Annotated in this window: 24 protein-coding genes; 4 read left to right on the forward strand and 20 right to left on the reverse strand. The window is 35.9% G+C overall.

The annotated features are described in order from the left end of the window. Positions 1-19: 19 nt before the first annotated feature. Complete coding sequence (proC, locus tag JR050_RS11755; protein WP_204203694.1) at positions 20-868, reverse strand: pyrroline-5-carboxylate reductase; 849 nt, start codon at positions 866-868, stop codon at positions 20-22. Between the two features lie 360 nt (positions 869-1228). Between proC and JR050_RS11760 the strand changes: the two genes are divergently transcribed. Continuing rightward, complete coding sequence (locus tag JR050_RS11760; protein WP_346726749.1) at positions 1229-1663, forward strand: DUF2621 domain-containing protein; 435 nt, start codon at positions 1229-1231, stop codon at positions 1661-1663. 42 nt (positions 1664-1705) lie between these two features. On the opposite strand, the gene JR050_RS11765 is transcribed toward JR050_RS11760, so the two are convergent. From JR050_RS11765 to JR050_RS11780, 4 genes are all read right to left on the reverse strand, one after another. Further along, positions 1706-2179, reverse strand: coding sequence for a CcdC family protein (locus JR050_RS11765; RefSeq protein ID WP_204203696.1), 474 nt, complete (start codon positions 2177-2179; stop codon positions 1706-1708). A gap of 101 nt (positions 2180-2280) precedes the next feature. Beyond that, entirely contained in the window at positions 2281-2640 is a 360-nt protein-coding gene (locus JR050_RS11770) for a response regulator (protein ID WP_204203697.1), read from the reverse strand. A 36-nt stretch (positions 2641-2676) separates the two neighbouring features. Next, complete coding sequence (locus JR050_RS11775) at positions 2677-3105, reverse strand: Na(+)/H(+) antiporter subunit B (protein ID WP_204203698.1); 429 nt, start codon at positions 3103-3105, stop codon at positions 2677-2679. 76 nt (positions 3106-3181) lie between these two features. Then, positions 3182-3889: a cytochrome c biogenesis protein CcdA gene (locus JR050_RS11780; protein ID WP_204203699.1), complete on the reverse strand. Its 708-nt coding sequence runs from the start codon at positions 3887-3889 to the stop codon at positions 3182-3184. Positions 3890-4085: 196 nt separating this feature from the next. Here JR050_RS11780 and JR050_RS11785 point away from each other — a divergent pair, with 196 nt between their 5' ends. After that, the gene (locus JR050_RS11785) at positions 4086-4253 is read left to right on the forward strand and encodes a Spo0E family sporulation regulatory protein-aspartic acid phosphatase (protein ID WP_204203700.1); all 168 of its coding nucleotides are present in this window, start codon (positions 4086-4088) and stop codon (positions 4251-4253) included. 464 nt (positions 4254-4717) lie between these two features. Here the strand turns inward: JR050_RS11785 and JR050_RS11790 are convergent, their stop codons facing one another. The 9 genes from JR050_RS11790 to yneA all read right to left on the reverse strand — a co-directional run bounded on the left by JR050_RS11790 (position 4718) and on the right by yneA (position 14298). Further along, complete coding sequence (locus JR050_RS11790) at positions 4718-6526, reverse strand: ABC transporter ATP-binding protein (protein ID WP_204203701.1); 1809 nt, start codon at positions 6524-6526, stop codon at positions 4718-4720. A 4-nt stretch (positions 6527-6530) separates the two neighbouring features. Next, positions 6531-8279 (reverse strand): ABC transporter transmembrane domain-containing protein, encoded by a 1749-nt coding sequence (locus JR050_RS11795; RefSeq protein ID WP_204203702.1) that lies wholly within the window; start codon positions 8277-8279, stop codon positions 6531-6533. Between the two features lie 385 nt (positions 8280-8664). After that, entirely contained in the window at positions 8665-9735 is a 1071-nt protein-coding gene (mnmH, locus tag JR050_RS11800) for a tRNA 2-selenouridine(34) synthase MnmH (protein ID WP_204203703.1), read from the reverse strand. A gap of 236 nt (positions 9736-9971) precedes the next feature. Continuing rightward, positions 9972-10190 carry a YneF family protein gene (locus JR050_RS11805; protein WP_204203704.1) on the reverse strand — a complete coding sequence of 73 codons (219 nt, stop codon included), beginning with the start codon at positions 10188-10190 and terminating at the stop codon, positions 9972-9974. Positions 10191-10264: 74 nt separating this feature from the next. After that, positions 10265-10705, reverse strand: coding sequence for a sporulation inhibitor of replication protein SirA (sirA, locus tag JR050_RS11810; RefSeq protein WP_204203705.1), 441 nt, complete (start codon positions 10703-10705; stop codon positions 10265-10267). Positions 10706-10872: 167 nt separating this feature from the next. Next, positions 10873-12876 carry a transketolase gene (gene tkt, locus JR050_RS11815; RefSeq protein WP_239454337.1) on the reverse strand — a complete coding sequence of 668 codons (2004 nt, stop codon included), beginning with the start codon at positions 12874-12876 and terminating at the stop codon, positions 10873-10875. A gap of 65 nt (positions 12877-12941) precedes the next feature. Then, complete coding sequence (locus JR050_RS11820) at positions 12942-13178, reverse strand: DUF896 domain-containing protein (RefSeq protein WP_204203707.1); 237 nt, start codon at positions 13176-13178, stop codon at positions 12942-12944. Positions 13179-13321: 143 nt separating this feature from the next. Continuing rightward, complete coding sequence (locus JR050_RS11825) at positions 13322-13966, reverse strand: YneB family resolvase-like protein (protein WP_204203708.1); 645 nt, start codon at positions 13964-13966, stop codon at positions 13322-13324. A gap of 5 nt (positions 13967-13971) precedes the next feature. Next, positions 13972-14298 carry a cell division suppressor protein YneA gene (gene yneA, locus JR050_RS11830; RefSeq protein ID WP_204203709.1) on the reverse strand — a complete coding sequence of 109 codons (327 nt, stop codon included), beginning with the start codon at positions 14296-14298 and terminating at the stop codon, positions 13972-13974. A 156-nt stretch (positions 14299-14454) separates the two neighbouring features. Between yneA and lexA the strand changes: the two genes are divergently transcribed. Continuing rightward, positions 14455-15078: a transcriptional repressor LexA gene (lexA, locus tag JR050_RS11835; protein ID WP_204203710.1), complete on the forward strand. Its 624-nt coding sequence runs from the start codon at positions 14455-14457 to the stop codon at positions 15076-15078. Between the two features lie 36 nt (positions 15079-15114). On the opposite strand, the gene JR050_RS11840 is transcribed toward lexA, so the two are convergent. The 5 genes from JR050_RS11840 to hflX all read right to left on the reverse strand — a co-directional run bounded on the left by JR050_RS11840 (position 15115) and on the right by hflX (position 20040). Beyond that, positions 15115-15306: a hypothetical protein gene (locus JR050_RS11840; RefSeq protein WP_204203711.1), complete on the reverse strand. Its 192-nt coding sequence runs from the start codon at positions 15304-15306 to the stop codon at positions 15115-15117. 343 nt (positions 15307-15649) lie between these two features. Continuing rightward, positions 15650-16984 (reverse strand): type I glutamate--ammonia ligase, encoded by a 1335-nt coding sequence (gene glnA, locus JR050_RS11845; protein ID WP_204203712.1) that lies wholly within the window; start codon positions 16982-16984, stop codon positions 15650-15652. A 47-nt stretch (positions 16985-17031) separates the two neighbouring features. After that, complete coding sequence (locus JR050_RS11850) at positions 17032-17430, reverse strand: MerR family transcriptional regulator (protein WP_204203713.1); 399 nt, start codon at positions 17428-17430, stop codon at positions 17032-17034. 134 nt (positions 17431-17564) lie between these two features. After that, the gene (locus JR050_RS11855; RefSeq protein ID WP_204203714.1) at positions 17565-18833 is read right to left on the reverse strand and encodes a methionine gamma-lyase family protein; all 1269 of its coding nucleotides are present in this window, start codon (positions 18831-18833) and stop codon (positions 17565-17567) included. 13 nt (positions 18834-18846) lie between these two features. Then, entirely contained in the window at positions 18847-20040 is a 1194-nt protein-coding gene (hflX, locus tag JR050_RS11860) for a GTPase HflX (RefSeq protein ID WP_239454377.1), read from the reverse strand. 301 nt (positions 20041-20341) lie between these two features. Here hflX and JR050_RS11865 point away from each other — a divergent pair, with 301 nt between their 5' ends. Then, positions 20342-20965 (forward strand): trimeric intracellular cation channel family protein, encoded by a 624-nt coding sequence (locus JR050_RS11865; RefSeq protein WP_204203715.1) that lies wholly within the window; start codon positions 20342-20344, stop codon positions 20963-20965. Positions 20966-21007: 42 nt separating this feature from the next. Here JR050_RS11865 and spoVK read toward each other — a convergent pair whose 3' ends face one another. Next, positions 21008-21949, reverse strand: coding sequence for a stage V sporulation protein K (spoVK, locus tag JR050_RS11870; protein ID WP_204203716.1), 942 nt, complete (start codon positions 21947-21949; stop codon positions 21008-21010). Positions 21950-22259: the final 310 nt, after the last annotated feature.

The raw sequence follows: 22259 nt of genomic DNA on the forward strand, positions 1-22259 counted from the left end.
ATCTTCTTCTTCTGCTTTTCTATTGTGCTTTTGGTAGTAGCTTTTCTTCAAGTTGACTACTAATCTCATGTGATCGATTGGATGCCTGTTTGATTGCTTGGGTAATGGCCTTTCCTCCACCGTGCTTAGCAAGCGCCGCTAATCCAGCAGCAGTGGTTCCATTCGGTGAGGTTACATTTTCTCGTAACGTAGCAGGTGTTTCGTCCGCTTCCATAATCATTTTTGCCGCTCCAAGTATTGTTTGTGCCATAATTTCCCGAGTCGTTTCTGTATCTAGGCCACCTTCTTTACCGGCACGCTCCATATGCTCCATTAAATAATAAAAATATGCTGGGCCACTTCCGGCAATACCTGTGAAGATGTCCATTTGCTCTTCCTTAATTTCGAAGACCTTTCCAATACAAGTAAGTAGTTCTTTAGCAATGGTTATTTGACTTTTTTCTGTAAATGTTCCCGGGGCAATGGCAGTAGCTGATTCACTGATCATGCTAGAAGTATTCGGCATGACGCGAAGTACTTGCTGGCCATATTTTAAGTGGTGTTCCATAAATGAAGTAGTAATACCCGCTAGTACTGATATTATGAGTTGGTGTGGTTGAAGTTCATTTCTAATCGAATCGAGTGCAATTTGAGCATCTTTTGGCTTCATAGCAAGCACAATGATATCTAGCTCTTTCATTGGGAGCTCTTCTCTTTTCACTCCCTTTATTCCATAACCTGTTTCAAGTTCTCTTAAACGTTCAACATTACTTTTATTTGAAACATATATGTGATCCTTTGGTAATTTTTTTGCGTTTACAATTCCGGCAATCATTGCTTCTGCCATTGATCCGGCACCTATAAATCCAATTTTTTTGTTTTTTAACATCCAATCTCCCCTATGTTTGTTCTTATTTTTGTTCTCATTTTTAAAGCATGATTTTATCCTAACATGTTCAAAATTTGTTTCAAGGGCTTTTGAAAATGTTAGTAGTATATGGCTCAGAAAGTGAGTGAAAGCGCTAACATTTACCAATAATGTCACGACATCCTATCTGAAGAGGAATTATCATCGATAATCAGAGTATTCAATGATATTTCATTTTTTCTAACAATCTCTTCCATGTCGAATATGGAGGAAAAGTGTCATTCGCTCAATAAATTTGAAACTTTTTATTCTCGTCACTTGAACTTAGTGGAAGATTTGAAGATAATAAACACATAGGTTTAAATATAGAGGTGAATGTTTGTGGTGAAGTTAGAAGGTTGGTTTTTATGGTTCATCCTTTTTTGGGTCGTGTTTTTAGTAACGATGATGTCTATTGGCGGCTTTTTCATGTTCCGTAAGTTCTTGAAGCGACTACCAAAAGAAGATGGAATGAGTGAGCTTGATTGGCAGGATGCATTCCTTGAACAAACTCGACATTTATGGCCACAAGATCAAAAGGATTTACTAGAAGAATTAGTTGAGCCAGTACCAGAGCTTTTCAGAGATGTGGCAAGGCAAAAGATTGCAGGGAAGATTGGGGAACTAGCTTTAAATGAAAAAGTTTCTAAAATTACACAGGACCTTGTAATTAGAGGCTATATAATTGCAACTCCGAAGAGAGATTATAAGTTTTTAGTAAAAAAGTTAAATGAGAAGAAGATAGATTTAGAGCCGTATGAAGAATTACTATCTTAATATCAAAAAAGCTCTAGCGACTGTGAGCCGCTAGAGCTTCTTCTATATTACGGGTGTTTGGACTATTTCATTTTGCAGCCTCTTAAAGGAGATATACATGGAAATTCTCCATGGAATAATCATGCCTAATGCTAATAAATAGAACATTCCACCCAACTCACCAATATCAATTGTATTGCTCAGGAAGAACTTTAATATAATACGAAGAATTAATAACCCAAATAAAATAAAAATAAATGCTTTAGAACGCTTTAAATAGATTCCATTCTCTTTTACTTCAAATTGAGATGTCTTAATTAATAGAATTGAAAATATCATACCCACACTTATTGCTTCTATTATTTCAAGAGGAGTAACACGAAACATCGGAAATAAAAACATGAGAGATCCAGTACTCATAAATAGGGGTGGTAATATTATTTTCCTAGCTGTAGCTGGTTTTTCAGCTGCCTTTATTCGTATAAATATAGCAAAAATAGCCATCATCGTTGCGAGTATGGTTGAAAGTATAAGCAATGTTACCAATCCTTTATTTAGATATACCAATATCCTCTATTATAACTCTTTTTTCATTGAAAAAGCCATTTAAGAATATCTTAAATGACTTATCACTTTATTTAACTTAGTACTCGTTGTATTGCTTCTAGTACACGGTTCTCTTCAAATGGTTTTACAATGAAATCTTTCGCTCCAGCTTCGATTGCTTCTACAACCATTTTTTGCTGCCCCATTGCCGAACACATGATTACCTTCGCAGACGAATGATTTTGTTTAATTTCTCTTAATGCATCGATGCCATTCATTTCAGGCATTGTGATATCCATCGTCACTAAATCTGGTTGCAACTGATTAAATAGAGAAATCGCTTCTTTTCCATTTTCTGCTTCCCCTACTACTTCGTGATTCCCTTTTTCAAGGATGGTGGAAAGTGTCATTCTCATAAATTTAGCATCGTCTACTATAAGAATTCTAGCCATGTCTAGTTCCCCCTTATTCTATCCGAATGTGTCTTTCTACTCGGAACGATCCTCTGCAATTGAAAGGATAATGGTCATCGTCACACCAACAACAGTTAAATAAACACCAATATCAAATAATACTGCTGTTGCCAAATGTGTTTTTCCTAGTATTGGTAAATAAAAGTAATCATCTGTATGACTCAAAAAAGGCTGATCGAAGAAAAACGAACCAATTCCAGTCGCAACTGCAATGGCTAGTCCAAGTCCAATTAGAAATATAAAACTAATTCGAGTCATCTTCTTAATAGGTGCAATTCCATATGTAATATACATAAGTATTAGTGCACCAGCTGTCATTAACCCTCCTATAAAACCTCCACCTGGCATGTTATGCCCAGCAAGAAATAACTTAAAAGAAAAGGCTAATATAATAAATACAATAATATTTGTGGTAGTTTTGAGAATTAGATCATTCGTTCTCACTCTCTCACTCCTAACTTATGGTAATACATGTAGTCTTTTTATTATAATACAATTTCATCCATGATGTAAAAAAACTTTAGAAACCAGTAAAGCCACCAAACATATTCGTAAAGAAAATGGTGATTCTTGTCATCCAGTCGAAGAAAAGAAATATCCCCATCACAATCATTAAGTAGCCGCCTACCTTCATAATGATTGCATTATGTTTCTTAATCCATTGAAGTTGGCCAATAAAAAATGAAAGTATAAAAAACGGAATGGCAAATCCTAAAATATAAGCAACCATATAAATAACGCTAGATCCAGGGTTCGTAGCTGCTAACGCAAAAACAGATAACAAAATAGGTCCAGTACACGGAGTCCATCCAGCAGCAAAGGCAAGGCCAATGACAAATGAACCAAGATAGCCAGCAGGTCTATTTTTGACATTCACTCTACGGTCAATCATCATAAATTCTGGTGTAAAAACTCCTATAATCACGAGTCCCAGGAATACGATTAATATTGCTCCAATTTGGCGGATTAAGTTATTATAATCTGCAAAAAACGACCCGATAAACGTCGCAGAATATCCTATTGCGATAAAGATGACGGAAAATCCAATAAGGAAAAACAATGTATGTAAGAAGCTTTTTCTTCTCAGCATTGCATTATCATTTTTCAAATCACTCACACTCATACCTGTAATATAAGATAAAAAGGCAGGATATAGAGGTAAGCAGCACGGTGAGATAAAGGATAAAAACCCTGCTCCAAATGCTAAAAATATATTTATATCGGTCAATCCCTTTCACTCCTAGTTTCTTTTTTATCATTGTATCAAATCTTAGGCAGATTATCTCCTCAAAAGCTTGACGACTTTGTGTCATACAGGTGAGTTTGCTTCATGACTTATTCTTTTTTCCTTTGTTTGGAGATTGAAATTATTACCATCCTTTTGTATACTTGTCCTAAAGGTTACTCGGAAAGGAACATGACCCGTGAGAAAACACGAATTACTAGCACTTATCGAACAGAAACGCCAAGAATTAATTCAAGTAGTTGCTGCAAACGGGCTTGCTTCTTCAGTTACAATTAAATGTAGCAAACAATTAGACGATCTATTAAACACATATAATCGTAAACACTTACAAGGAATTCACAGTTAAACTAGCCTATATGGCTAGTTTTTTGTTTTATATGACCCCAAAAAGGTTCTGTTACAACTAACATGTATATTTACTTTATACGGATGTATTTATTAAGACACGTTAGTAATAACACCCTACATAAATTCTAGTACTGTGGTAATGATTATACTTTGAACCAAAAGAATAGAAATAGATTTCATACTTACTTTATGGTCAGTTTTCTTCATCAAATAAGTTTCAAGAATATAATTGATGATCAATACAAAAACAAATACGATTATAAAGGAAAAATAAAAATGCACAGAATACGTTGCCATAATGCAAAACTCCTTTTTAGTCATTATTAACATATTCTAATTATCTCAAATTCAGCTGGAATAATAGAATGATAAATATTTGAGGTAACATTACGGACAAAGAAATCGAGTACAAAACCTTTGTGATTTTATACTCGATTACAAATGCATTATTAGAACTACTTTTTAATGTGATACGATATCCTGAATTTTATCATTCGCTTGGTTTTGCAGTAAGTACATCTTGTAATACAAACCTTGTTTTTCGAGTAATTGTTGGTGATTACCTCGTTCTACAATTTCTCCTTGATGTAGCACGAGTATTTGTTCAGCATCTTGAATGGTTGAGAGACGATGTGCAATCGCAATGGTTGTTCTACCTTTTCTCATCTTCGAAAGTGCTTCTTGGATGTATCCCTCTGTTTCTGTATCAATGTTTGCTGTCGCTTCATCTAATACGAGAATTTTGGGATTTGTCGCGATTGTTCGAGCAAATGCAACTAGCTGTCTTTGTCCACTCGAGAAGGTTGTTCCTCTTTCAGTAACTTCTTGATTATACTGCTCAGCAAGCTTTTCAATGAATTGATCTGCTTGAACGAACCTAGCAGCTTCCTTTACGTCTTCGTCCGTAATGTCCTCATTATATAACTGAATATTTTTCTTAATTGTTCCTGCGAAAAGGAATGGATCTTGTAAAACTAATCCAATCTTTTTACGAAGTTCATGATCTTGATATTCCTTTAACGAAGTACCATCAATGAGGATTTCCCCTCGATCTTCAATATCATAAAATCTCATAAACAAGTTGATAATCGAACTTTTCCCGCTTCCTGTGTGACCGACTAAAGCAACCGTTTCACCAGGTTTTGCTGTGAATGAAATATTCTTTAATACGTCACGCTTTCCGTCGTAGGAAAAGCTTACATTATTAAACTCGATTTCACCTTTTTTAATTTCGGGATTCTTTTCTCCAATCGCAGTCGGTGCATTTTCCTTGTCATCTAGCAAATCAAACACACGCGTAGCCGAGACGATTGCCTGTTGATATAGAGATAATCGCATCATCATATGATTAATAGGTTCAAAGAAACGATCTAAATAGTTCACAAAGGCGTAAATAACCCCAATTTCAATCGGACTATTAAATGAGGAGATTCCAAAAAAGCTTAACACTAAAATTAGTGAGACTACATAAACAAAATCAATCGCTGGTCGCAAAAGAATACCATCTAATTTTATGTTACGAATTCCTGCTTTAAAATGACCTTCATTAATTTCAGAGAATTCCTTTCGTAGTCTTCTCTCTTGCCTGAACACTTGAATGATCGCCATCCCTTGTAACGATTCATTAATCTTAGCATTCAGTTGGCTCAACTTTTCTCTCATATCATGATAATAGACGGAACTATACTTTCGATAGGCCCTCATGATGAAGAAAATGATCGGAATGATTACTAAGCAAAAAAGTGCTAACTTAACATTCAATATAAACATGGCAATAAAGATACCAATTAAGAAAAAGATATTTTGAATAAATACCGATAATACACTCGTAAACATTTCTTTAATAGCTTCTGTATCGTTTGTGACTCTTGAAACGATACTTCCACCTGGAGTTTTATCAAAAAACTTCAATCCTAGCTTTTGTACTTTAGAATACACATCAATTCGTAATTGTTGAATAATTTTCAACGCGATTTTATTAAATAAAAACAGTTGAAAATATTGTACAAACACCTTCGCAATATGCACGCCTATATAAATGATTGCTAAATATAATAAGGGCTCAAACGGAAAGTGCTCCTTCACAAGGTAATCATCAAGAAATATTTTGATTAAATATGGACCTAGAAGTTCAAAAATTGTACCAAAAAATAATAAAACAAACGCAATTACGATAGATTTTTTATGTGGTACGCTGTATTTAAGCAAACGCCATAACACGATTCGTTGTTCTTTTGCACTTGAGTTTGAAGCCTTTTCATTTTCTGTCATACGTTTAACCTCCATGTTCCACAAGAGATTCTAGTTGCTGTCTGTGGTACATATCTTTATACCAACCTTCTTCTTCCATCAATTGTTCATGCTTTCCTCGTTGTACGATACTTCCGTCTTCTAACACGATAATTAGATCAGCATGCTCAATTGCACTTAATCGGTGAGAAGTAATAATCGTTGTCTTCCCTTCACGATTCTCTCTTAAAGAAGATAAAATCGCCTCTTCCGTTTTTGCATCCACTGCTGATAAAGAATCATCAAGTATCAACACTTCTGGATTCACTAATAACGCACGTGCAATCGAAATCCGTTGCTTTTGTCCTCCGGAAAGTGAAACACCGCGCTCTCCTACTACCGTTTCATATCCATCTGTAAAGCCAACAATGTCGTCATGAATATGTGCGGCTTTTGCTGCATCCATAATCTCCTTCATCATCGAAGCTGGTCTTGCAAAAGCAATATTATCTCCTACAGTTGCCGAGAATAAGAAGTGGTCTTGTGGAACATATCCAATTGAAGCTCTCAGTGCATCACGAGTGTATTCATCGATGTTATGATTTCCAAATTTTATTATTCCATCATAGCCTTCAAATTCACGAATGAATAGTTTTAGTAACGTCGTCTTTCCAGCACCTGTTTTCCCAACAATCCCTAATGTTTGACCCTGTTGTAATTGAAAACGTATGTCCCGTAATAATGCTTCGTGAGAGGTTGTATACGTAAAGTTCTGTATGTCATATGTAATATCACCCGTTGGAGGTGTAGTAACTGCATCACTCATATCCGTAATATCCTCTTTTTCAGCTAGCAGGTTTTGGACACGGTCATATGATGCTCTTCCTCGTTCCACAATGTTGAATAGCCACCCAAATGCTAGCATTGGCCATATTAATAATCCTAAATATGTAGTAAATGAAATCAATTGTCCAATCGACATTTCACCTGTAACAACATATCGAGCACCAACCACTACTGCTAGAATAAAAGAAATTCCAACAATGAATGATATCGTCGGATCAAATAATGCATCAATTTTCGCTACAGCAATATTTTTATTTACGACATCCTCTGATTGTTCAACAAATGAGTCAGTATCTTCTTTTTCTTGACCAAATGTTTTAATTACCTTAATACCGCTAATGCTTTCTTGTACCTTGTCATTTAACGAGGAAAATGCTTCTTGGGCTTTAAGGAATTTTGCGTGTAATAATTTTCCGTAATGACTTGTTAAGATAGCCATAAACGGCATCGGAATTAAACAAATGAGTGTCAGTTTCCAGCTAATCGTAGCCGCCATCGTAATAATGACAAAACCACCCGTAATGATTGAATCAGCTAATGTTAGGACACCAGCTCCAGCCGTTTGTTGAATAGCTTGTAGATCATTCGTTGAATGTGCCATCAAGTCTCCAACTCTACGACGTTGATAAAAATTTTGAGACATTTTTGTAAAATGTTCATACAGTTGATTTCTAAGCAATCTTGCTAATCTTACCGAAGAGCCGAAGATCATAATTCTCCAAAAATAACGTAAAACATAGATTGCAATTGCCATAGCTAATAGCGCAAATAGCCAAGTACTTAAAATCTCCTTTGTTAGTGTGTTTTCGTTTATATGGTCCACTACAATACCAATAACCTTTGGAGGCAGTAATTGCAGGATTCCTACAAAAACTAAAAGCAGGATACCTATTGCATATGCTTTTCCTTCTTCTTTAAAAAACCACCATAAGTCTTTAAAAATGCTCATGTTCGCACCACCCTAGTCACTTATCGAACACTAGTTTAGCACAGAATGATGAAGAATTGGTGAAAACAAAACTGAAATATCGAAATTATTTATGATATATAAATTTTGCAAATACAAAACACCACAGTAAAAACTGGGGTGTTAGACAACTTCAAGGGGACTTAAAAAATTGTCGATGCAGGCGATGCTTACTTTTGCAGCTGTGAATCTAAAAAAGATGGCAACCTTGACGTGGCAAGGTCCAAACTATGTTTAAGTACATGCCTCCGAGAGGTCTGAAAACTATTTATTAATGATAAAAAGCTAAAAGGCAATTCGAATGATTACATTCGAATTGCCTTTTGTCGACAGTCTGACACCACAGTAAAACTGTGGTGTTGTTTGATTACACATATAAAAATTCGTTTGAGATTGTTTTTAACACATCTTTTACTTTCTGAACACCATCACGAACAGAGTCAATAAAGACTGTATGAATATCTGTCTCATATTGCTGAGAAGTATAGTCATATCTTGGATCGTAGTATTCTTTGAGTAGAAGTAAAACAATTTGATAAATATCCTTCTTTTGTAAAAGGTCTGATATTTGTTCAAATAAATCTTGGTGTAATCTCTTTTTTAGGTGAAGAATTGCTTCTTGAAATTGGTCAAAATGAAGATCGAAGCGATACGCATCACAAATATTCTGCGCACGTTTTTCTAACTCCATTTCAATATGAATTCGCACACCTTTTTCTTTTCCTTTTAAGAGGAAATCGGGAAGTACTACTGCACCAATTCGTTTACTTTCTGCTTCAATGATATAAAAGGGAGAATCTCGTAGCTCATGCAAACGATGGTACAACAAACTTTCAAATTCTTTTTGACTTCTTGGTTCTAGTCCAATATGTCCAAAGATTGATCCTCTGTGGTTTACAAGTCTTTCTAGATTAATTACTGGGTACTGTTCATCTTCAAGTATCGTTAAAATATCTGTTTTGTTTGTACCCGTTAATCCTTCCAGAACGATATAACGCTTTTCCATATGACTAGGAACTTCTAGCTCTTCCATGATCAATTGACGATAAGATCTTATTCCGCCTTCTAGCTGAAAAATTGGAACATCCATCATTCCCATTACAGATGCAATCGATTTACTTCTCATTCCTCCACGCCAGCAGTACACAACCATTGATTGATCAGCGTATTGCTCGTGTAATTGTTTGACTTGATTATAAAGGGTAGAAAGCTTAGATCCTAGAATTTCAATTCCACGATCCCTTGCATACTCCCTCCCTTTTTGTTTATATAACGTTCCAACCTCTGCACGTTCTTCATCTGAGAAGATTGGTATATTTACAGCGCCTGGAATATGAAATTCTTGAAACTCACTCGGAGATCTAACATCAATCATTGGATACGAATTTTCTAGAATATCGACTATCTTTATTGTAGGAACTGTATGCTTATTATTCATATTTTTGTTTCATCTCTTTCTTTATCTAACTATGCTTATTATACGTCTGTAAGGACAAAAAGAAAAGCGCACGGTCTAATGGAAAAACGCTCGCTTTTTCTTCAGTGCGATACACAGTAACCACCTTGGTAATCCCGGTACTTGAAAAACCTAGTGCTTCTGACGACAAGTGTATTCATTTAGTCATATTTGTGTGTACTAATAAGAAAAGCACCCCAAAAGGAGTGCTTGTCCAACTATTTCATTTGCTTGTTCATTGCTTGCATCATTTGATTGATTTTCTTTTGAGACGGTTTTTGTCCCATTTGCATCATCATTACCCTTAACATTTGTTCGTTAATAGGTGGGTTTTTCTTTAAGTAATTCATCATGTATTGACGTGCTATGAAAAAACCTAGTGCTACTCCAGCAACAAGTGCTAGAACACTGATTAAGATCCATACCCATGTATCCATCTTACTTCCTCCTTCAAGTTGTCTATCTTACAGTTTACTAAATGTATTTCGAATATACAATATGAAAGTATCAATTACACAAATTTTCGTTGTTTAACTGGTGAAATCCAGCCAAATCGTTTCTGCACAAAATCAATAGCCAAAAATCTAGAATCCCATTTTCTTAATAAATCAAAAAATATCATTTCTGCTTCATAGTTTCCTACTCCAACTAGCATAATAGAACGCTCATTTACAAACAATCTTGCTTTACTTTTTCCATTCTGAAGAGTTAAGCAATGGCCTTCTTTTGTTACCTCATAATTACCATTTTTGCTCATTTCAATCTCAATAAATTGATTTATATGTATGCCAGGAATTGATTTCGTTATATATTCCATTTGTTTTGTTAAGATAGAATCATTTTGTTGTGGCAGTTCATGTACTTCTTTAAACAATCTATAAAACATACCTTCACGGCCAAAATAATGATAAGCAAACTCTTCCTCTATCCAAAAGATCGTATATTCTCTCACGAAATCAGACCTCCATTCATAACCTATATATTTATGTCTCATTATAAGGCTTCATAACTGAAATGCTTGTCTACTTTTGGTAAGAACTTTCACTTTTTTTGTCGAAAGGCAATTTTCAAATGTTAGTAATAAAAAATCCCCTTATTTTCATAAGGGGAAGGACTTCATTAATTATTGAAGAGAGCTTTAGTTTTTGCTACAACGTTTGCTACAGAGAATCCAAATTCTTCTAAGACCTTGTTACCAGGTGCTGATGCTCCAAACGTATGAATTCCTAGAACATCTCCTTCATCACCTGTATAACGTTCCCATCCAAGCGGCGTTGCCATTTCAATTCCTAAACGCTTTTTAACTGATTTAGGAAGGACAGTCTCTTTATATTCCTTTGATTGCTGTTCAAAGCGGTACCATGAAGGCATACTTACGACAGAAACAGAGATTCCTTCTTTCTCTAATTCCTTTTGTGCTTCTACAGCTAACCCTACTTCAGAACCAGTTGCTAAAAGAAGCGCATCTGGTGTTTCTTTAGAAGAATTCGAGACAACATATGCCCCTTTCTTCACACCTTCATAGCTATCAGATTTTGTAGAATCTAAAGTAGGAAGGTTTTGCCTAGTTAATACAAGTAAAGTAGGTGTGTCTGTTGATTCGATTGCTAGCTTCCAAGCAGCAGCAGTTTCATTCCCATCAGCGGGACGAATTACATCTAAACCTGGCATTGCGCGAAGTGATGGTAATTGTTCGATCGGCTCATGTGTTGGTCCGTCTTCCCCTACTGCAATACTATCATGCGTGAAAACATACGTAACAGGTAACTTCATTAGAGCAGCTAATCGAATGGCAGGACGTAAATAATCTGAGAATACAAAGAATGTACCACCAAATACCTTTAATCCACCGTGCAAGGACATACCATTTAAAGCAGCACCCATTGCAAATTCACGAACTCCAAACCAGATGTTTCGACCACCATAATTTTCAGCTGAGAAATCAGTCGCACCTTTAATCATAGTATTATTAGAACCGGCTAAATCAGCAGATCCACCGAATAATGCTGGTAGGTTCTTTGCAATACCATTTAATGCTTCACCAGATGAAGCACGGCTTGCAATGCTCTTACCAGGCTCATACACCGGAAGGTCCTTATCCCATCCTTCAGGAAGTTGGCCACTCAATGCAACTTTTAACTCACTTGCTAGTTCTGGGTATTTTTCTTCATACGATTTAAATAGCTCATTCCATTCATGTTCTACAGATTGACCTTTTTCTACTACTTCCTTTTGGAAGTGTGCGTACACTTCATCAGGAACATGGAAGTCTTCCTCAAATGTCCATGTATAAGCTTCTTTAGTCAATTTTAGTTCGTCAGCACCTAATGGTTTGCCGTGAACTTCTGACGTTCCTGCCATATTCGGTGATCCATAACCAATAACCGTCTTAACTTCAATTAGTGTTGGACGGTCTTGATCTTCTTTCGCTGCTACAAGTGCACGACTAATTTCTTCAAGATTATTTCCGTCTTCAACACGAATAACCTGCCATCCATATGCTTTAAAACGATCTTCAACATTTTCAGAGAATGCTTTATTTAGCTCTCCATCTAAGGAAATGTCATTTGAGTCATATAATACAACTAGTCTACCTAGCTTTAGATGTGCAGCTAATGAGGCAGCTTCGGCAGATACGCCTTCCATTAAGTCTCCATCACCACAAATCGAATATGTATAATGGTCCACAACATTGAAGCCTTCTTTATTATATTTACCAGCTAAATGTCTTTCAGCCATTGCCATTCCGACAGCCATCGCAACACCCTGTCCCAGTGGACCAGTTGTCGCTTCTACACCTGGAGTGTGACCATACTCAGGATGACCTGGTGTTCTACTTCCCCATTGACGGAAATCTTTAATATCCTCCATTGTAAGGTCGTATCCTGAAATGTGTAGCAGGCTATAAAGTAACATAGACCCATGACCTGCAGATAATACAAAACGATCACGGTTAAACCATTCAGGATTTTTAGGATTATGATTCATGAATTTTGTCCATAGTTCATATGCCATTGGAGCAGCCCCCATTGGCATCCCTGGGTGACCGGATTTTGCCTTTTCTATTGCATCAATAGATAGAGTACGAATTGCATTAATAGATAACTTATCAATTGTTTCCATTTTATCTAGCATCCCTTCTAATTATGTATAGTCCCAATGTAGCTGATTTATTTAATCGCCACTTATTAGTGAAGACCTTTTCTTCTAAGTTTACTTTCTCTTAACTTCTTAGGAGTCACATCATTTCCTTTATCATCCACTACCTTTATAGTGTGTAATTGATCGCTCATTTGTCCTCTAAATACCTTTAGATATTCCTGACGCAATAGTTGCTGCTCTTGCTTTTCACCATCAGTCAATCCAACCTCTTTCGCCTTCTTCGCTAAGTGATTAATTCGTGCTAATTTATCTTGTGATAACATGGTTAGTATACTCCTTTATTCTATACTTAAACAATGAATATCCATTATATCTCACTCTATGTCATAAGGACATATTTTCCATAAATAGTTCATTGAATGAGATAAACGTATCATACTAAAAGAACCTGCTTCTATCAAGCAGGTTACCTCGTAGTCTTTACATATTCTAAGTAGCGTCTATTTACCGTTGCTTTAGAAACATTATACCCAAAGCCTCTTAACGTTGCAGCAATTTCTTCGAAAGTAAGGTTGTTGCTTCGTAATCTAATGATTTCATCAATTGGGACCTCTTTCTTTTCACGTCCTGTACTCGCAATTGAATGGTCTAAATTTTTAGTTGGTGAATATCCATTTCTAATTGCTTTTTGAACTCCTCTACTTATTTTTAAATTATGTATTTTGCGTTGAAACTCTTCTACTACACTAACAATATTTAATACCATTGAGTCACCATCTGAAAGCTCTATTTCACCTTGGTTAATTGAAGTATAAATAGATACACCTTCTTTATGTAGCAAGTGGAATAACGCTAGTTTCGCATTCCCTCTTCCAAGTCGCGTCTCATCCTGAATTAAGAGAACGTCGACATCCCGGCTTTTAATTACTTTTATCATTTCAAAAATACCGTCACGATCTATGTCAAACCCACTTGCTTTGTCCATTATAGATGTTATGACATTTATATTATGGAGGTTTGCCAATTGCATAAGCTCTTCTTGTTGTCTTTGTAATGATGTATCTTGTGATTCTTTATCAGTGCTAACACGGGTATATATCATTCCATTCATAATATTTATCTCTCACCGTCAGCAACGATTATGATTGAATTTCCTTTGTCTTTCTTTTCAATAGGAAGAATTAACACTGTCCCGATTGCTATATGGTCTGCGTCTACTTTATTTTTATCTTCGACCCATTTTACAAATTCCCATGTTGATAAGTTATGATCCTTTGCATATTTCTCAGCAAGTTCCCAAACCGTTTCATTAGCTGCAATCTCCATTTGTATGTATTGGTCCTCTAATCGATCATCATTAGTCATATATGAAATAAGATAAAAAGCTCCGATTGATAATATAAATGCTATATAAAAAGCTAGATTCATAGTTTTAATTTTCATTGTAATTCCTCCGATATAGAATGTTTGTTCGTTTCCTATACCATCATAATACGAACAAACATTCTAAGTCAACAGCTTTTTTCGAACTTATGTTTGTATATTTAATTGGTACATGTTATAATGTTTGTAATAATATGGAGGCAAAGAGGTGTCTAAATGAAGAAACTATCAAAAAGGCAACAAGATATATTAGAGTTCATAAAAAAAGAAGTGAATCAAAAAGGTTATCCACCCTCTGTACGTGAGATTGGAGAAGCTGTCGGACTAGCTTCTAGTTCTACCGTTCATGGTCACCTTGCTAGATTAGAAAGCAAAGGCTTAATTCGAAGAGACCCTACAAAACCAAGAGCGATTGAAATACTTGATCAAGATGTTGTAACGCCTATGTATTCCAGCTCAGTAGTTAATGTACCTATTATCGGTAAAGTAACTGCTGGTCAACCGATTACAGCAATTGAAAATGTAGATGACTATTTCCCAATTCCAGACCGATACGTATCACCAGACGATAAGGTATTTATGCTTGAGATTATGGGAGACAGTATGATTGAAGCTGGAATTTTTGACGGAGACTTAGTACTCGTCCGTCAACAACATACAGCGAATAATGGAGATATTGTAGTCGCAATGACAGAAGAGGATGAAGCAACTGTTAAACGTTTCTTCAAAGAAAAAGATTATTTCAGACTACAGCCTGAGAACTCAAGCCTATCTCCAATTATTTTAAAGAATGTATCGATACTTGGAAAAGTTATCGGCGTTTATAGAACACTACACTAAAAATAAAAGGGCACATTATGTGCCCTTTAGCTTTGGTTACATTCCCTTATTTTTCTTCACTTCATCTACCATATCAATGTATAATACACCTACTATAAACGGCCAAAATACAATAACTGCAGCTAATTGAAGAAATTCAAATAACGATTTTTCCTTCATTATGAATTGACCTCTTCTATCCGCAATTAAAATCCCAGCTAACAAATAGATGCTTATCATTAATATCATAATTGAACCTCCTAATAGTGGCTCTCGTTTGTATAGTATATGTAAGAAGATGTGAAAATGGGACTATTTTTTGTTAAAAATACAGATTTTTCTGAATACTTTTTACTTATTGTATCTCTATTCAAAAATTTAGCTTTATCTAAGAATTATGTACTATACTCCTTTTGAAAAATGCTTCGTTTAACAATAATATTTGCTTCAGTTTTCCACAGGACGCAGCATACCTTAGCAATGATAATTACCCGAATTTCCCACTACACCTATTGCATAAATTCAACATAGTTAGTAATCACAGACAATAAAAAAACCTTAGCACGAAATATAGTGCTAAGGCTTCACTTTATTAATACGTAGTCATATACTGTTCACGTTCCCAAGGATGAACTTGTGTGCGGAACATATCCCATTCGATTTCTTTTGCTTCGATGAAGTGTTCTAGTAAGTGCTCACCTAATGCACCTTTAATTACTTCGTCAGCCTTTAACAGATCAAGAGCTTGTGCAAGAGTTGCTGGAAGGTCTTCAATTCCATTTTCTAAACGCTCTGCCTTATTCATTACATAAATGTTTCTATCAACCGGCTTTGGAGCACTTAATTTGTTTTTAATTCCATCTAGACCAGCAGCTAACAATACGGCCATCGATAGGTATGGATTTGCTGCAGGGTCTGGGCTACGAACTTCAACACGTGTACTTAATCCGCGAGAAGACGGAATACGAATTAACGGACTTCTGTTACGTGCAGACCATGCTACATAACAAGGTGCTTCATAACCAGGAACTAAACGCTTATATGAGTTTACCGTTGGATTTGTTACAGCTGTAAAAGCAGGAGCATGCTTAAGGATACCAGCAATAAAATGACGGGCTGTTTCACTTAATTGTAAATCTCCATTTGGATCAAAGAATGCATTTTCGTTACCATTGAATAATGAAAGGTTGGCGTGCATTCCAGAACCGTTAACTCCAAATAATGGTTTCGGCATAAATGTTGCATGCAATCCATGCTTACGAGCAATTGTCTTAACTACTAATTTAAACGTTTGAATATCATCACAAGCTTTTAATGCATTTGCATATTTAAAATCGATTTCGTGTTGCCCTGGTGCTACTTCGTGGTGAGAAGCTTCAATTTCGAAACCCATTTCCTCAAGCTCTAAAACGATATCACGACGACAATTTTCACCTAAGTCGATCGGTGCAAAGTCGAAATAACCACCTGCATCGTTAAGCTCTAAGGTTGGCTCACCTTTCTCATCAAGTTTGAAAAGGAAGAATTCCGGCTCAGGTCCAAGATTAAAATCTGTGAATCCTAGCTCCTCCATTTCTTTTAATACACGCTTTAAATTGTTACGTGGATCCCCTTCAAATGGAGTTCCATCAGGATTATAAATATCACAAATCAAACGTGCTACTTTCCCTTTTTCAGCAGTCCAAGGGAAAACTACCCATGTATCAAGGTCAGGAAACAAATACATATCAGACTCTTCAATACGAACGAAACCTTCAATAGAAGAGCCGTCAAACATCATCTTATTGTCTAGCGCCTTCTCTAATTGACTAGATGGAATTTCTACGTTTTTAATAATTCCTAGTAAATCCGTGAACTGAAGACGAATGTATTTTACATTTTCTTCTTTTGCAATACGAAAAATATCCTCTTTTGAAAACTTTGACATTGGTATTCCTCCCCAATAATTTAAAATTATTATAAATCAAGGTTAACTTAGTGAAAGAACCTCGACATATCACCTTGTCTTAAGGATGTACGATTAAATCGTCCAGCTTGAATGAGTTCGTCCTTTAATAGCTTGCGAAGTTCATTGTCGCTCAATTCCTTCTTTACAACTTTTTCTTCTTTCTCTTCTTCATCTGATTCGGTTGGATTTGGAATAAGTATTTTCTTAATACCAGCCATATTCACACCTTGATCAATTAAATCTTTGATTTCTAGTAATCGGCTGACATCATTAAAAGAAAATAATCTTCGATTTCCTTCTGTTCTGGCTGGATTAACCAATCCATGCTCTTCGTAATAACGGATTTGACGAGCAGACAACTCTGTCAAGCTCATTACTGTTCCGATTGGAAATAAAGGCATATTACGACGTATATTGTCACTCACTTCAAATCCTCCTTTTTTATACTTCTTGATTCCATTGTATGCGATGTAAGAAAAAGTGTCAATATGATGTTAGATTTTATAACACGAAAAATAAAAAAGGGAAATGTATGCTACAACATACATTTCCCCACTCTCTAAATTGTAAACAAACCTTTCTCCATTAACGAATCGACGGCAGAGCAAATCGCCATTTTCACATGGCTATAGGTTAATCCTCCTTGAACGTATGCTACAAAAGGACTTCTAAGTGGACCATCTGCTGATAATTCAATACTTGCCCCTTGTATGAACGTTCCTGCCGCCATAATAACATCATCCTCGTAGCCCGGCATATAACTTGGATATGGTGTTACATGACTATTAATTGGAGAAGCGTATTGAATCGCTTGACAAAATGCTACCATCTTGTCGCGATCATCAAATTGAATTGACTGTATTAAGTCTGTACGGTTACTATCCCATTTGGGACTTGTATTGAATCCCAGTTTTTCTAAAAATGCTGACGTAAACACAGCACCCTTAAGCGCTTCTGCTACAACATGTGGCGCCATAAAAAACCCTTGATACATTTCTTGAAGGCTATATAAAGAAGCCCCTGCCTCAGCCCCAATACCAGGAGATGTCATTCGATAGCTACAAGCTTCAACAAGTTCTTTCTTTCCTACTATATATCCACCCGTTTTAGCTAAACCACCACCAGGATTTTTTATTAAAGATCCTGCCGTTAAATCTACACCTGCATGACACGGTTCTTGCTCTTCTACAAACTCTCCGTAGCAATTATCAACGAATACAACAACATCTGGCTTAATTCCTTTCACAAATCGAACCATCTCTTCAATTTCTGAAATAGTAAATGAAGGTCTTGTTGCGTAACCTTTCGAACGTTGTATGCCAATCATTTTTGTATGAGGTTTTATTGAATTCTTAACACCATCAAAATCAATTTGACCTTCAGTCGTTAAATTTACAGTATTATATTCAATATTAAACTCTTTTAATGATCCTACTCCGTTTCCTCTAAGTCCAACAATCTCTTCTAACGTATCATAAGGCTTACCAGTTATGTATAGTAATTCGTCTCCTGGTCTTAATACTCCAAACAAACAAATAGAGATTGCATGTGTTCCAGAGATGATTTGAGGTCTAACTAATCCTGCTTCTCCCCCAAATACCTCTGCATATATTTCTTCTAACGTATCTCTACCACGGTCATCATATCCATAACCTGTTGATGGGATAAAGTGTGAGTCACTCACTTGATGCTTTTGAAAACTTCTAAGTACTCGAAATTGATTTTTTTCAGATCTTCCTTGTATTTCGTTATGTACCTTTTTAATTTGTTGTTCAATTTCTTCAACGACTGGCTGAAGCTTTAATCCATGATTCAAATACTCTAACATATGTTTCTCCTCTTTATTTCATGTAATTCCGAAGCTGACTGTTTAAAGAGAGGCTTGGTTGAATATACCCTTTACAAACATAGCAATCTTTTTCTTCTTCGTACGATAGCTCAGTTAAAACTGTACTAGTTTTCAATTGAGCAAGAAGCTTTCCTTCAGAATTCGGCAAACAAACTTTAAATTCTTCCATACTTTCCTTCATGAGAGATTGTACCTTTTGACGAAGGTTCTGTAAATCCTCTTCCTCAAATGCTGTAACTAAAATCGATTCATGCTTTGAAGATGGGACAAAATCATGATGTTTTTCATCTCTCTTGTTGTACACAGTCAACATAGGAATCGTATCTGCCTCAAGTTCTTCTAATAGTTTATAAACTGTTTGTTCATGATTAAAGTAATCAGGATTTGATGAATCTACTACATGCAATATCAAATTCGCTTCTTTTGCTTCTTCTAACGTTGAGCGGAAGGCTGCAATTAATGAAGTGGGTAAATCTTGAATAAACCCTACCGTATCCGTTAATAACGCAGTAAAACCAGATGGAAGAATACATCTTCTTGTCATCGGATCGAGTGTGGCAAACAATTGATTCTCTTCAAATGAATCAGCTTCTGTTAAGCGATTAAATAAAGTGGATTTACCAGCATTCGTATAACCAACTAGGGCAATTTGAAACGTTTGATTATGTTTTCTTCGTTCTCTATATCTCTCACGATGTTGTACGATCACTTTCAGTTGGTCTTTAATATCATCAATACGACGGCGTATATGACGGCGGTCCGTTTCTAGTTGAGTTTCACCCGGTCCTCTCGTTCCGATACCTCCTCCAAGTCTTGATAATGCTAATCCTTTTCCGGCAAGCCTCGGTAATAAATATTGCAACTGCGCTAACTCCACTTGCAATTTACCTTCCTTAGATCTTGCACGCTGAGCAAAAATATCAAGTATTAATTGTGTACGATCAATCACTCTTGCATCTGTAAGGTTAGATAAGTTACGGATCTGACTAGGAGACAATTCATCATTAAAGATAATAACATCAGGTTCAAGCTCTTCCTCTAAAGTTATTAGCTCTTCTACCTTCCCTTTCCCTATATATGTAGCAGGATGTCTTGCATTTCTTTTTTGAGTAACTGTAGCTAACACCGTTCCTTTTGCCGTTTTCGTAAGAGATGCTAGTTCATCAAGAGAATATTCAAATCTCATGTCATCGTCATTAGGAAGTTGGCATCCAACTAGAATGACTTTCTCAAATTCTTGTTGTTTTATTTCTGTCAATTAAATCCCCTCACTCTGTCATATTTTACAAGTACTCTTATCATATCAAAATAAACTTCATTACGAAAACTTAAGCATTTTTCAGCACAAAGCAATCATTCTAAAAATAGTATGAACCATATGTATAGCATTTAAGAAAAAATGATTGAATTTTACGTTAGAACTGATACAATCAATACGTTAAATATGATTTTTTCACCATAGAAACTTCAGAGGAGTAAAACCGAATATGACATGGGATGTTATGACGATAATCGGTACTGTCGCGTTTGCTATAAGTGGTGCTATCGTTGCGATGGAAGAAGATTATGATATATTAGGAGTTTATATTTTAGGCCTAGTTACTGCCTTCGGTGGTGGAGCAATACGAAATTTACTTATAGGTGTTCCCGTTTCAGCCTTATGGGAACAAGGTATTATGTTTCAAGTAGCTATGCTATCTATTACAATTTTGTTTCTTTTCCCAAATCGTTTACTTAAGCATTGGAAAAGATGGGGCAATTTCTTTGATGCAATCGGTTTAGCTGCCTTTGCCATTCAAGGAGCATTATATGCTACGGAAATGAATCATCCTATTAGCGCCATTGTGGTTGCTGCCGTGTTAACAGGTAGTGGCGGTGGAATCATTCGTGATTTATTAGCAGGAAGAAAACCAGTTGTGTTACAATCTGAAATCTATGCCGTATGGGCAGCACTAGCAGGACTTGCAATAAGTTTCTCTATTGTTACAGACCCTCTTGGTTTGTACACTCTTTTTGTTGTTATCGTGACGTTACGAATGGCATCTCTTATTTATAAATGGAGATTACCTGTTAAGTCCCTAGGTAGACAAAAAGAACATCACAGTATGTAAAAAATTCAAATGGGAGTCTGGAAAAATCCAGACTCCCGTTTTTTATACGTCAAATTCTAAATCGTGCCTGTGGATCGTCAGTAAATCACTTCGATCATATGTCTCATTCACTAATAGTCTCATTGCTTGCGATCTTATCGTTTTTTCAATGACATTTCTAACATACCGTCCATTACTAAATGACCTTGGGTTACTCTGTAACAACTCTCTTAAGTGATTTCTTAATGCAAATTCTGCATCTAATGAGAATTGGTATTCCTTTTCTGATAGCATACGCTTTGATATCTCCATGAGTTGCTCTACAGAATAATCAGGGAAATCAAGCACAATTGGAAATCGTGATTTCATCCCTGGATTTAATGATAGAAAATGCTCCATTTCTCGTGAATAACCAGCTAAAATTAACACAAAATCGTGCTGTTTGTCTTCCATATGTTTGACTAAAGTATCAATTGCTTCCTTACCAAAATCTTTCTCCCCACCTCTTGCCAGAGAGTACGCCTCGTCTACAAATAAAATGCCACCCATTGCTTTCTTTACTAGATCGCGAGTTTTTTGTGCCGTATGCCCAATATACTCACCAACTAGATCTGCACGTTCAGCTTCAATTAAATGACCTTTTGATAATACATTCATATGAAAAAAAAGCTTTCCTAATAATCTTGCAACAGTTGTTTTACCTGTTCCCGGATTTCCTTTAAAGAGCATATGCAATACTTGTTTACCAGCCTTAAGTCCTTGTTCTTCACGTTTCTTATTAATATATAGCCACGCATAAATTTCCTTAACCATTTTCTTCATTTCTTCAAGGCCAATCAAGTTCGCCATTTCATCTTCTATGTTTTTAAGTTCCGTATGCTTCGTAGGCACCTGAAAAGATGTAGGTGCTTCTCGCTCCATCTTATTTACATGACCACGAGTTTTTTGATCATGAAGGATGATGTTTATTTGACCGTTATTTTTAAATTTAATTGGTTGATCCAAGGACTTTCACCTCTCATTTCCTTATATTATACGTCGCAAGTTTAAAAAATGTGACAAAAGCCTATTTTTATGGAAAAGTTTATTATGCATAGAGGAACAGCTTCTTCTTTTTCGATAAATAATTTTCAAAACATAGGTTAAATTGTCATTTCTTGCGGTTTCCCAAGAAATAAGAAAAGTACTTGGCCAATCAATCTTTTTCCACATTCAAAAAGTAGTCTTTGTTAAACTTGATTGTTGATTTCCGTTTCAAGCGGACGCCGGATACCACGTACGTCCGTTGTACTTTAACAGAGCCCACAAATAAAAA

The organism is Bacillus suaedaesalsae, from assembly GCF_016890225.1.
GTDB lineage: Bacteria > Bacillota > Bacilli > Bacillales > SA4 > Bacillus_BS > Bacillus_BS suaedaesalsae.

What these genes read in the sequence shown, in the direction of transcription:
- hflX (WP_239454377.1), bottom strand. Translation starts at nt 20,040, where the DNA reads ATGAGATTTGAATATTCTCTTGATGAACTAGCATCTCTTACGAAAACG.
- tkt (WP_239454337.1), bottom strand. Translation starts at nt 12,876, where the DNA reads ATGGAAACAATTGATAAGTTATCTATTAATGCAATTCGTACTCTATCT.
- glnA (WP_204203712.1), bottom strand. Translation starts at nt 16,984, where the DNA reads ATGTCAAAGTTTTCAAAAGAGGATATTTTTCGTATTGCAAAAGAAGAA.
- yneA (WP_204203709.1), bottom strand. Translation starts at nt 14,298, where the DNA reads ATGAAAATTAAAACTATGAATCTAGCTTTTTATATAGCATTTATATTA.
- JR050_RS11820 (WP_204203707.1), bottom strand. Translation starts at nt 13,178, where the DNA reads ATGTTATCACAAGATAAATTAGCACGAATTAATCACTTAGCGAAGAAG.
- JR050_RS11805 (WP_204203704.1), bottom strand. Translation starts at nt 10,190, where the DNA reads ATGGATACATGGGTATGGATCTTAATCAGTGTTCTAGCACTTGTTGCT.
- JR050_RS11770 (WP_204203697.1), bottom strand. Translation starts at nt 2,640, where the DNA reads ATGGCTAGAATTCTTATAGTAGACGATGCTAAATTTATGAGAATGACA.
- JR050_RS11855 (WP_204203714.1), bottom strand. Translation starts at nt 18,833, where the DNA reads ATGTTAGAGTATTTGAATCATGGATTAAAGCTTCAGCCAGTCGTTGAA.
- JR050_RS11865 (WP_204203715.1), top strand. Translation starts at nt 20,342, where the DNA reads ATGACATGGGATGTTATGACGATAATCGGTACTGTCGCGTTTGCTATA.
- JR050_RS11790 (WP_204203701.1), bottom strand. Translation starts at nt 6,526, where the DNA reads ATGACAGAAAATGAAAAGGCTTCAAACTCAAGTGCAAAAGAACAACGA.
- mnmH (WP_204203703.1), bottom strand. Translation starts at nt 9,735, where the DNA reads ATGAATAATAAGCATACAGTTCCTACAATAAAGATAGTCGATATTCTA.
- JR050_RS11840 (WP_204203711.1), bottom strand. Translation starts at nt 15,306, where the DNA reads ATGATATTAATGATAAGCATCTATTTGTTAGCTGGGATTTTAATTGCG.
- JR050_RS11825 (WP_204203708.1), bottom strand. Translation starts at nt 13,966, where the DNA reads ATGAATGGAATGATATATACCCGTGTTAGCACTGATAAAGAATCACAA.
- proC (WP_204203694.1), bottom strand. Translation starts at nt 868, where the DNA reads ATGTTAAAAAACAAAAAAATTGGATTTATAGGTGCCGGATCAATGGCA.
- lexA (WP_204203710.1), top strand. Translation starts at nt 14,455, where the DNA reads ATGAAGAAACTATCAAAAAGGCAACAAGATATATTAGAGTTCATAAAA.
- JR050_RS11795 (WP_204203702.1), bottom strand. Translation starts at nt 8,279, where the DNA reads ATGAGCATTTTTAAAGACTTATGGTGGTTTTTTAAAGAAGAAGGAAAA.